At 65.4% G+C, this 8,901-nt stretch carries 15 protein-coding genes and 1 pseudogene; 13 read left to right on the forward strand and 3 right to left on the reverse strand.

Annotated features, from left to right (window positions below):
• The 9 genes and pseudogenes from ACMO6A_RS15225 to ACMO6A_RS15265 form a co-directional block, all read left to right on the forward strand.
• A pseudogene (locus ACMO6A_RS15225) lies at positions 1-510 on the forward strand (hypothetical protein); the annotation flags it as partial.
• A complete protein-coding gene (locus ACMO6A_RS15230) occupies positions 511-1,356 on the forward strand; it encodes a hypothetical protein (protein ID WP_114526466.1) in 846 nt (281 codons plus the stop codon).
• On the forward strand, positions 1,347-2,354 hold the full coding sequence (locus ACMO6A_RS15235; protein WP_227111502.1) for a siphovirus ReqiPepy6 Gp37-like family protein: 1,008 nt from the start codon (positions 1,347-1,349) through the stop codon (positions 2,352-2,354). The genes ACMO6A_RS15230 and ACMO6A_RS15235 overlap by 10 nt, the downstream gene beginning before the upstream one ends.
• Before the next feature lie 21 nt (positions 2,355-2,375).
• Positions 2,376-2,981, forward strand: a complete 606-nt coding sequence (locus tag ACMO6A_RS15240; RefSeq protein ID WP_227111501.1) for a BppU family phage baseplate upper protein — start codon at positions 2,376-2,378, stop codon at positions 2,979-2,981.
• The gene (locus ACMO6A_RS15245; protein ID WP_157011333.1) at positions 2,966-3,802 is read left to right on the forward strand and encodes a hypothetical protein; all 837 of its coding nucleotides are present in this window, start codon (positions 2,966-2,968) and stop codon (positions 3,800-3,802) included. The genes ACMO6A_RS15240 and ACMO6A_RS15245 overlap by 16 nt, the downstream gene beginning before the upstream one ends.
• Positions 3,803-3,812: 10 nt before the next feature.
• Positions 3,813-4,280, forward strand: coding sequence for a hypothetical protein (locus ACMO6A_RS15250; RefSeq protein WP_114526457.1), 468 nt, complete (start codon positions 3,813-3,815; stop codon positions 4,278-4,280).
• 10 nt (positions 4,281-4,290) lie between these two features.
• Positions 4,291-4,524, forward strand: a complete 234-nt coding sequence (locus ACMO6A_RS15255) for a hypothetical protein (protein ID WP_114516587.1) — start codon at positions 4,291-4,293, stop codon at positions 4,522-4,524.
• The gene (locus tag ACMO6A_RS15260) at positions 4,524-5,339 is read left to right on the forward strand and encodes a hypothetical protein (RefSeq protein ID WP_227111500.1); all 816 of its coding nucleotides are present in this window, start codon (positions 4,524-4,526) and stop codon (positions 5,337-5,339) included. The genes ACMO6A_RS15255 and ACMO6A_RS15260 overlap by 1 nt, the downstream gene beginning before the upstream one ends.
• 45 nt (positions 5,340-5,384) lie before the next feature.
• Positions 5,385-5,591: an H-type lectin domain-containing protein gene (locus tag ACMO6A_RS15265; protein ID WP_181872210.1), complete on the forward strand. Its 207-nt coding sequence runs from the start codon at positions 5,385-5,387 to the stop codon at positions 5,589-5,591.
• Positions 5,592-5,864: 273 nt separating this feature from the next.
• Here ACMO6A_RS15265 and ACMO6A_RS15270 read toward each other — a convergent pair whose 3' ends face one another.
• The 3 genes from ACMO6A_RS15270 to ACMO6A_RS15280 form a co-directional block, all read right to left on the reverse strand.
• The gene (locus ACMO6A_RS15270) at positions 5,865-6,197 is read right to left on the reverse strand and encodes a hypothetical protein (RefSeq protein WP_114550752.1); all 333 of its coding nucleotides are present in this window, start codon (positions 6,195-6,197) and stop codon (positions 5,865-5,867) included.
• 45 nt (positions 6,198-6,242) lie between these two features.
• Complete coding sequence (locus ACMO6A_RS15275) at positions 6,243-6,497, reverse strand: hypothetical protein (RefSeq protein ID WP_114526449.1); 255 nt, start codon at positions 6,495-6,497, stop codon at positions 6,243-6,245.
• 63 nt (positions 6,498-6,560) lie between these two features.
• Positions 6,561-7,460 (reverse strand): tyrosine-type recombinase/integrase, encoded by a 900-nt coding sequence (locus ACMO6A_RS15280; protein ID WP_161172723.1) that lies wholly within the window; start codon positions 7,458-7,460, stop codon positions 6,561-6,563.
• A gap of 146 nt (positions 7,461-7,606) precedes the next feature.
• Here ACMO6A_RS15280 and ACMO6A_RS15285 point away from each other — a divergent pair, with 146 nt between their 5' ends.
• The 4 genes from ACMO6A_RS15285 to ACMO6A_RS15300 form a co-directional block, all read left to right on the forward strand.
• Positions 7,607-7,891 (forward strand): hypothetical protein, encoded by a 285-nt coding sequence (locus ACMO6A_RS15285; RefSeq protein ID WP_147271062.1) that lies wholly within the window; start codon positions 7,607-7,609, stop codon positions 7,889-7,891.
• A 14-nt stretch (positions 7,892-7,905) separates the two neighbouring features.
• Positions 7,906-8,136: a phage holin gene (locus ACMO6A_RS15290; RefSeq protein WP_161172722.1), complete on the forward strand. Its 231-nt coding sequence runs from the start codon at positions 7,906-7,908 to the stop codon at positions 8,134-8,136.
• Between the two features lie 2 nt (positions 8,137-8,138).
• Complete coding sequence (locus tag ACMO6A_RS15295; protein WP_114550793.1) at positions 8,139-8,405, forward strand: Gp49 family protein; 267 nt, start codon at positions 8,139-8,141, stop codon at positions 8,403-8,405.
• Between the two features lie 2 nt (positions 8,406-8,407).
• Positions 8,408-8,901 (forward strand): N-acetylmuramoyl-L-alanine amidase (locus tag ACMO6A_RS15300; protein WP_418471495.1); only part of this gene is annotated, 494 nt, incomplete at its 3' end.

Raw genomic sequence — 8,901 nt, forward strand, 5'->3', positions numbered from 1 at the left:
AACGCCATCGTCAACGTCTGCAGCAACGCGCTCGGCGCGGTCAAGGACTTCTTCGGGATCCACTCGCCCTCGCGCGTCCTGGCGGCCGTCGGGCGCTACCTGCCCAAGGGCCTGGCCGTCGGCGTGTCCGACACCGCAGACGAGGCGGTGCAGGCCATGAGGGACATGGCCGCGGAGGTCGTGGACGCGGCGGACATGGACGTGCCCGCCGTGGAGGTGCCCGTGGAGTTCGACGTGCCGGACTTCCCGGGCATCGGCGCTCCGTCGTCCGCCGCGTTCGCACTCGACGCGGCGCTCGCCAGGTCGGGATCCTCGCCCTCGTCGCCTCGAGGACGCAAGCCGAAGGAGGACGGCGGCGAATCCGGCAGGATCGTCGACGCAGTGGAGCGCCTCACCGAACGCGTCGACAGGCTCGATCGCGGCCTCGGGCGCAAGATCGCGGACAACTCGCCGGACGAAGTGACGATATCCAACGCGCGCGGCGCGAGAAGGGCATTGGGGGTGGGCTAGATGGACATGAGGATCGAGTACGCCAACCACCTCGGCGAGACGCTGGAGCTCGGCCCCGAGTCGGTCTACCACTACGGCAAGCACACGCTGTTCGACGCCGAGCTGGCCTACGAGGTGGAGAACGGCTCGGTCGGCCCGCTCACGCGGGATCCGGCCGAGCGGGAGCTGCCGGTCATGGTGCAGGGCTCCGACGGGGAGGACGGCCTCGCCGCCCGCGAGCGCCTGCGCTCGGTGCTCGCAGCCGACGCATCGACGGGTGTTCCCGGCTCAATCGGCATAGGCGGCTGGCGGCTCTCGGTCGTGCCCGTGGCCGTCGAGCGCGACCGATGGTGGATGGACGAGTCGTACTGCGAGGTGCTGGTGCGCCTCCTCGCCGCGAGGCCGGTCTGGACGCGCGCCCAGGAGTTCTCCTTCGTGCCCGACCGCTCCCCCGCCGTAGTCGGCACGCAGCTCGATTTTCCGTACGGCTTCCCGTACGACTACACGCCGAACCCTCCCCTGCGCAGCATCGACGTCGACGCGGACGGCCCGTGCGAGTGGAGGCTCGTGGTGTACGGCCCCGCGACCGACCCCTACGTGGTCGTCGCCGGCAACCGCTACGCCGTCGAGGCCGAGGTGCCCGACGGAGGGATCCTCGTGGCCGACTCGCGCGACTGGTCGATAACCGTACGCGACGTCGACGGGAACGAGACCGACGCGTTCGCCGGGCGCATCCGCGGCAAGGAGGGATCCGGAGAGTACATGTGGGAGCGCGTCCGCCCCGGCATATCGTCGGTGTCGTGGTCCAACGCCTTCGGCTGGGATCTGACCGTCTACGCGGAGAGGGACACGCCGCCATGCTCCTGATATGCACCGATGCGTCGCGCCGCGACCTGCGAGCGCTCGACGACTGCACCATGGACATGGAGTTCGGCGACGGGGGCGGCGACGCCAACACGTTCGAGCTGCGGATGCCGGTCGCGTCGGCGCCCGAGGGCCTGACGTTCGGCTCGCTCGTCTACGTCGACGGCACCGAGTACGGAGGGATCGTCGACGACGTCGGCTCGGACACCACCGGCAGGATCCACAAGGCCGTGTACGGAGGGCGCACGTGGCACGGCGTGCTGGAGGGCCGCGTGCTGCGCCCGGACCGGGGCGCGGACTACCTGTCCGTCTCCGGCGAGGCCAACGCCGTGCTGCTGCAGCTCGTCCACAGGATGGGCCTCGCCGGGCTGTTCGCCGTCGACGCGTCGGACAGCGGGATCCGCGTCGGCTACCGGTTCGCGCGCTACGTCGCCGGCTACGCGGGCCTGCGCGCCATGCTCGCGTCCGCCGGCGCGAAGCTCGCCATGCGCTGGGACGGCGGCAAGGTGGTGCTCTCGGCCATGCCGCGCCGCGACTGGTCGCGCGAGGAGTTCGAGGGCCGGCGCACGCCGATCAAGATCAAGCAGGCGAGCCGTCCGGTCAACCACCTCGTGTGCCTAGGCAAGGGCGAGCTCGCCCAGAGGACCGTGATCGACCTGTACGCAGACGAGTCGGGCAACGTGTCCAAGACGCAGAGCATGTTCGGCGTCGACGAGGTGGAGCGCGCCTACGACTACAGCTCGGCCGAGGACGCCGACCTCGAGCAGGAGGGGATCAAACGCCTCAAGGAGCTGCAGGACGCGAGCACTTGCGACGTGCCGGAGCTGCCGCCGAACGCGGACTTCGACGTCGGCGACGTCGTGGGAGGGCGCGAGAGCCGTCTCGGGGTCTTCGTGACGGCGACCATAGTGCGCAAGGTCGTGACCATCGGCAGGCGCGGGGTGACGTCCTCGTGCGAGGCGGGAGGCGCGTCCTCTCGCCGGGTGACAATGGCGCTTTAATGGCTGCGAGGTGATCGACGGATGCACGTATGCGACATAAGGCTCGACCTGCGCAAGCCCGACTGGGACAGACCCCCCGTGCGCGTGATGCGGGGCGACGCCGACGCTACGGTCGTGCGGGCCCATATCCTCGACGGCGGGGAGCCGGCCGACCTCTCGCACGCCCAGGCGAGGTTCGAGGCGGTCAAGCCGGACGGCACGTGGGTGCGCGAGGAGGCGGCGGCGAAGCCCGGCGGCGTGGTTGAGTACGTGCTCCCGCCGCAGGTGTCGGCCGTCGAGGGCCTCATCGAGGGAGCCTGCTTCCGCCTGATCCGAGACGGCGCGGTCGACTCGGCTGGCCCGTTCGCGATCGAGGTGCTGCCGTCGATCGAGAGCGCGGGCGCGGGCGAGTCGGGCTCGTACTGCCCCGAGCTCGACGGGCTGATGAACGAGATGCGGCAGCTGATCGTCGACGGAGGGGCCAAGGACTACGCCGCCCTGGTCGGCAAGCCGTCGATCGGCGGGAAGACGCTCGAGGGGGACATGGCGCTCGAGGACATCGGAGTCGTCGAGCTGGGAAACGTCGAAATCGAGTCGATGTTCAACGAGAAGATGGCCGAAAGGACCGGACTATGGCAATCAAGGTGACGTCTGAAGGCGGGCTGCTCTACTTTTTGCAGAAGCTGCGCCAGCTGTTCGTTCCGCGCGAGCTTCGCACTGGCTCGTCGAGCGAGTACAAGGTGCTGTCGGACAACAACCTGACCGACGGCCTCGTCGCGAAGATCGAGAACGCGGACAGCCACGTGTTCAGCGGCTCCTACTCCGACTTGACGGCGAAGCCGTCGATAAACGGCAGGACGCTCGAGGGATCCCAGTCGCTCGCCGACCTCGGCATAGCGGCGGCCGCCGACGTGCCGACGAGGGTGTCCCAGCTGGCGAACGACAGCGGCTTCGCGGTCGCGACGACGGTCGGCGAGGACATCGCGGCCGGGGACAAGGCGACGCTCGCGAGCGCAAAGAAGTACGCCGATGACAAGGCGGCCGCGATCCACGTCCCCGCGAAGGTGTCCGAGCTGACGAACGACTCCGGATACCAGACGTCCGCCGACGTGCAGTCCTCGGTGGACGGCGCCGTCGGGGCAGCGAAGAGCGAGCTGCAGTCGGCCATCGAGAGCGCCGTGAGCTCCACCTACAAACCAGCCGGATCCGTCGCCTTCGCGAGCCTCCCCGCGCCGTCGAAGGCAAACCTCGGCAAGGTCTACAACGTCACCAACGCGTTCACCACGACGGCGTCATTCGTCGAGGGAGCAGGTCAAACGTACCCTAAGGGCACCAACGTGGTGTGCGTCAACACGTCGGGAACCACATACATGTGGGACGTGCTGGCGGGCATGGTCGACCTGTCGCCCTACCTCAAGAGCGCAGACCTCTCGACCGTGACCAACGCCGACATCGACGCGATGTTCTAAGGGCGCCCCCATGTCCATCAAAGCGTTGACCGACGACGGGCTCCGGTACCTGGTCGCCAAGCTGAAATCGACGCTAGCCCCCAAGAGCCACGCGTCGGCCGACACCTCGTACGGAGCGGCTTCGTCCGGCAGCTACGGGCACGTCAAGCTCTCGTCGTCGGCCGCGGCTGCGAACGGGACGGCCTCCGCCGGCACGGCCAACGGCATCGTGGCCAACGCGAACCACGTGCACCCCAAGCAGGCGATGGACAAGGCGACCTCCACGGCGATCGGGGCGGTCAGGCCGGACGGCACGACCACGACGGTGGACGGCGACGGCGTGCTGAAGGCGATCCCTCCGACCGACCAGGCCATGTTCCTGGCCGCCCATCGGGTCGGCTCGTACCTGGAGACCGACGGAACCAACCCCACGGCCTGGGGCGGCACCTGGCAGCAGGAGCCCAGCCTCGGGCCGTACAAGTGGAAGCGCACGAAGTAAGGGAGGCCCCATGGCCAAGACGGACGGATACAGCAGGCTCGCGTGCGACCGCAAGACGTGCGACACGGTCGAGTACCTGCAGGGCAACGATCCCCGCACGGGATCCTGGAAGACGGTGAAGCGCCTGACCGCCGACGGCGTGGAGGCGACGATCACGCTGTGCCCCGACTGCTACCCCGGCTACAAGGCCGTGGCCGAGGCCAACGACAAGGCCGTGAACTCGTATCTGGAAGGAGCGCAATAATGGGCATCGAGCTGGTAACCGGCTTCACGGGCAAGGCGCATATCTCGTCCCTCGACGTGGCGAAGTTCAACGCGGGGGCGTTCGGCTCCGGAGAGTACGTGTTCGCAGGCGTCAAGGACGACAAGCTCAAGGCCACCATGGCATCGTCCAACAAGGTGCATATCTCCTCCGGCAACGCCATGATGCAGGGTCGCCATTTCTGGGTCGACGCGGCTGGAGTCGACCTGACGGTGCAGACCGGCACGCAGAGCCAGAAACGCAACGACCTGGTGGTGGCCCGCTACGCCAAGAACGCATCCACGGGCGTCGAGTCCGTGAGCCTCGTCGTCATCAAGGGCACGCCCACGACCGGCACGCCGGCCGACCCGTCGTACACGCGCGGAGACATCCTCAACGGCAACGCGTTGGCGAATGACATGCCCCTGTGGCGCATCCCTCTTAACGGCATCACGGTCGGCACGCCGGTGCAGCTTTTCAAAGAATTCACCTCTGCGAAGGACGCTTGGAATTCCGTATCCCAGGTAGCGGAAGCTGCACCCGCTACCGGCACGGGAAAGGTTCGGTTCGTCCGGTACGGGACGCTCGTCGTCGGCTTCGCGAACGTCTCCGGCACGTCGATCGGAACGTCCGGAGCCAAGCTATGCGTCATACCCGAGATAGCGAGGCCGCGAAGCTGGCAGCGTCTGCCAATCAGCGGAGACAGCGTTAATGCGGCTGCAGAGGTGTCGTCAGACGGCACGATGAAAGTATGGAGCATGGAGGCGGAAAAGACTTTGACGCGTTTAATAAGCACGTTCTCGTACTACCTGATATAGGCATAGCTTTCCGTATCCCATATACAATCCGGCAGGCTGATGGTCATGTCGAGCGCTAAAGCTGTAGTCGAGAAACGCGTCGATTTCAAAACGCCTTTTTCCGATGTACCCGTTGTGGTCGTCAACGCAAACTCGGCAACGCCAAACGACGTTGACGTCAACGCAGGGAGCGTGGACGCAAACGGATTTAGTGTGTTTCTGTATCGCGGAACCAACACAAACACGCACGTTGCATGGCTGGCCGTCCTCTAGCCTAGCTTTCCGTATCCCATGGCGTGATGAAAGCGAACGAGGCCCCGCCGAATGGGACGAGCATGACGCATGTCGCGTTCGGAGAGCCGTACAAATCAAAACCAGCCGTAGTAGCGTCGCTGGATGCGGAGCTGACGTACGTGTACGGATCCGTGACGGTCTGCGCGTGCAACGTTGCGACGGACGGCTTCGATATCTGCGTCGCCAACGCCTCGCAAGGCCCTCGCGGCCCTCGGGTCGCATGGATCGCCGTTCCGTGACGAGCGCGGAAAGCTATACGCCCCATACTTCGCGCAAAACGAATGCTCTGTTATCGTACACCACCCCCGAAGCGCCGGTCCCCGAGGCATCGTTCCTCTCGTGCCCGACCAGGCTGTTCTCGTTGATGTAAACGTACTTGTCCGCGAAGCTGCTGAACCACTGCGTGGCTAGGAAAAAATTGTGGCCAAAGCCGTTATGACTGGAAACGACCTCCTTAGGTACAATGAAGCTGTGGAAGTTGTAATCCTGCGCCACCCCGTCCGCATACGCCGACCAAACGAGCATGATTCCTGTGGAGTACGCGTTGACGCCCTTCGGGATCTGAATCGACTGCGTAGCCCGCATGAAGAACGCTCCCGACCATATCAGCTCGCGCTGGGATACGGAAAGCTACGCCAAAAAAAACACGGCTTGGCCGTGAGCATAGGCTCCCTTCTGCGACATCGTGATGGCGGAAGCGCCCCTGTTTCGCAGAAAAGCCCTGGATCCTTCGACCGTGACGTCAAGAGTCGCCTCTCCGTAGCTTTCGACCGCCACGACGCCGAACGCAGTCTTAGCCGCAGCGATGCCGGTCGGCAGCTCACTGTTTTCGAGGGTTTGCCACGGCTGCATTGTCCCGGTGATGATCAGCTCGACATCCAGCACGGCAATTTTGCCGTATGTTTGCAATGTGGCCCAGTTGCCAACAGCGGCCTGGGATACGGAAAACTATGCGGCCAGCAGCATCTTCCTTGGCTTGCCCGCGCTCTTGACCAGCAGAGTCTCCACGGCGTCCTGAGCGGCGACGCAGATAGCGCGGCGCGGGACTATGTAGTGGTCGTACGCCGTCGATATGTCGGTGTGCCCTAGCATCATGGCGACCGTCTCGATGCCGATGCCGGCCTCTATAGCGAGCGTCGCCCAGGTATGGCGCAGATTGGTCATGCTGACGTGCGGCAGGCGCATGCGTTTGCACCACGACTTGATCGAGCGCGCAACCTTGTCGGGCGACACGTCTCCGGTGATGAGGCCCTTGCCCCTGATCTGGCGCAAGCGGTTGATGGCGAACCTGGGAAGGTAGCATGACCTCGTTGACTTGTCGGTTTTCGTGCCCTCGGTCACGACCTCTCCGCCCACGCACTGCCGCGACTTGCTCACGCGAACCTCGCCTGTTTTGAGATTGATGTCCCCCCACGTGAGCGCGCACGCCTCGCCCCTCCGGAGCCCCATCGTCACGGAGCAGATGGCAACGGCCTCCATGGCATGGCCCCACATGCCGCGCAGCATGGCCGTGACGCCTTCCGCGTCCAGCACGTCGGGACGGTACGGCTCCTTCGCCGGCAGCTCGACGTAGAGGGTCGGATCGGGGATATGCAGGCGCTTTGCCCTAATCCACCACCGCACGATCTGGCGCAGGCACTTGTAGGCTTTCTCGGCGGCGCCGGCACGATCGAACCCGTCCACCCACTCCTGCAGGTCGTCGGGATCGATGTCCTCGATCTCGCACGAACCCCACCTCGGCAGCACGTGGAGGCGCACCGAGCTGTCGTATCCCGCCACGGTCGAGGGGCGGCGCTTCTTCGACTTCTCCGGCAGGTAGTGGCTCTCGTAGATCTCCGCGATGTTCATGGCTCGGCTCCTTTTCGACTCAAAAATCCCAGGCGCTTTTCGCGCGTTTCCAATCATAAGCGCGCTTGGGATTTTCCGGGATCAGGTGACTCGTGCGGGACTATGGCGCAGACGGAAAGCGGCGTACACGACAGGAGGTGATCCGGTTGGACCAGTGCCTCGAGCATTCGGCCCATGAGCGGGCCATCGCGCTGCACGACAAGCGCCTCGAGGCGCACGGCGGGGAGATCGACGAGCTGCGCGAGTGCGTTGTCAGGCTCACCGCGATACAAGAGGCCAACACAGCCTGGCAGACGGCCGCCGAGGAGCGCATAGCGGCTCTGGAGGCCGCGCCCGCGAAGAGATGGGACAGCGTCGTCAACTACGCCCTCACGGCGGTCCTGGCGTTCGTGGTCGGGATCGTGGCAACTCATCTCGGCATAAACATCTAGAGATCGGAGCAGGAATGAACAAGGAGCAGATCAAGGCTATCGGCACCCTGGCGGTGGCGCTGGGCGCGCTGGGCCTCGTGTTCGCCATCACCTTCGGCGCGATCGACCCCGACGCGCTCACAGGGGCCGTGGCGGCGGTGCTTGCCATCGGCACGACCGTCGTCGCCTGGTGGCGCAACAACAACATGACCGAGGCCGCCCAGGACGCGCAGAAGGTGCTGGATAGCCTCAAAGACAAGGAGTAGACATGAATGACAACCGGGTGTTCCCTGAGCAGGTCGACTCGATCCTGGCAGCAGCCGAGATCACGGTCGAAGATCGTTTCGGCTGCATGACCGTGGTTCATGCGAAGCTTCCGTGCGGCTTCATCGTCACCGAGACTTCGGCGTGCATCGACCCAGAGAACTACGACCGCGATCTAGGCGCGAAAATCTGCATGGGACGCGTCCGAGACAAGGTATGGGAGCTTGAAGGCTATCACAAGATGCGCACGGCGGAAGAGCGGGAGGAGTGACCATGGACTGGATCGGCCTCAACGCGGATGTCGAACGCATCCTAACCAAGCACTACACGCCGGGTCGCAACGGCTCCATCAAGGCCGTGACCATCCACCACATGGGCGGCAACCTGAGCATCGACGGCTGCTACAGCACGTGGCAGACGCGCGAGGCGTCCGCCCACTACGCGGTGCAGGCGGACGGCACCATCGGCCAGCTGGTCAACGACTGGGACACCGCCTGGGCGTGCGCCAACGCGTGGGCGAACAGCAACACCATCAGCATCGAGCACGCCAACAACCAGTTCGGGCCGTGGACGGTCAACGACACCGTGCTCGACCAGGGCGCGCACCTCGTGGCGGCGATCTGCCGCAAGTACGGCCTTGGCCGTCCGGAGTGGCTGGTGAACGTGTTCCCTCACTCCCACTGGTCGGCGACCGACTGCCCCGGCGAGCTTCAGCGCAGCCAGAACGCGGAGTACATGGCCCGCGCCCAGGCTTGGTACGACGAGAT

Origin of the sequence: Eggerthella sp., assembly GCF_048329335.1 — a bacterium.
GTDB lineage: Bacteria > Actinomycetota > Coriobacteriia > Coriobacteriales > Eggerthellaceae > Eggerthella > Eggerthella lenta.

Coding starts and splice junctions, on each gene's coding strand:
- ACMO6A_RS15230 (WP_114526466.1), top strand. CDS start 511: ATGGACATGAGGATCGAGTACGCCAACCACCTCGGCGAGACGCTGGAG.
- ACMO6A_RS15235 (WP_227111502.1), top strand. CDS start 1,347: ATGCTCCTGATATGCACCGATGCGTCGCGCCGCGACCTGCGAGCGCTC.
- ACMO6A_RS15240 (WP_227111501.1), top strand. CDS start 2,376: ATGCACGTATGCGACATAAGGCTCGACCTGCGCAAGCCCGACTGGGAC.
- ACMO6A_RS15245 (WP_157011333.1), top strand. CDS start 2,966: ATGGCAATCAAGGTGACGTCTGAAGGCGGGCTGCTCTACTTTTTGCAG.
- ACMO6A_RS15250 (WP_114526457.1), top strand. CDS start 3,813: ATGTCCATCAAAGCGTTGACCGACGACGGGCTCCGGTACCTGGTCGCC.
- ACMO6A_RS15255 (WP_114516587.1), top strand. CDS start 4,291: ATGGCCAAGACGGACGGATACAGCAGGCTCGCGTGCGACCGCAAGACG.
- ACMO6A_RS15260 (WP_227111500.1), top strand. CDS start 4,524: ATGGGCATCGAGCTGGTAACCGGCTTCACGGGCAAGGCGCATATCTCG.
- ACMO6A_RS15265 (WP_181872210.1), top strand. CDS start 5,385: ATGTCGAGCGCTAAAGCTGTAGTCGAGAAACGCGTCGATTTCAAAACG.
- ACMO6A_RS15270 (WP_114550752.1), bottom strand. CDS start 6,197: ATGCGGGCTACGCAGTCGATTCAGATCCCGAAGGGCGTCAACGCGTAC.
- ACMO6A_RS15280 (WP_161172723.1), bottom strand. CDS start 7,460: ATGAACATCGCGGAGATCTACGAGAGCCACTACCTGCCGGAGAAGTCG.
- ACMO6A_RS15290 (WP_161172722.1), top strand. CDS start 7,906: ATGAACAAGGAGCAGATCAAGGCTATCGGCACCCTGGCGGTGGCGCTG.
- ACMO6A_RS15295 (WP_114550793.1), top strand. CDS start 8,139: ATGAATGACAACCGGGTGTTCCCTGAGCAGGTCGACTCGATCCTGGCA.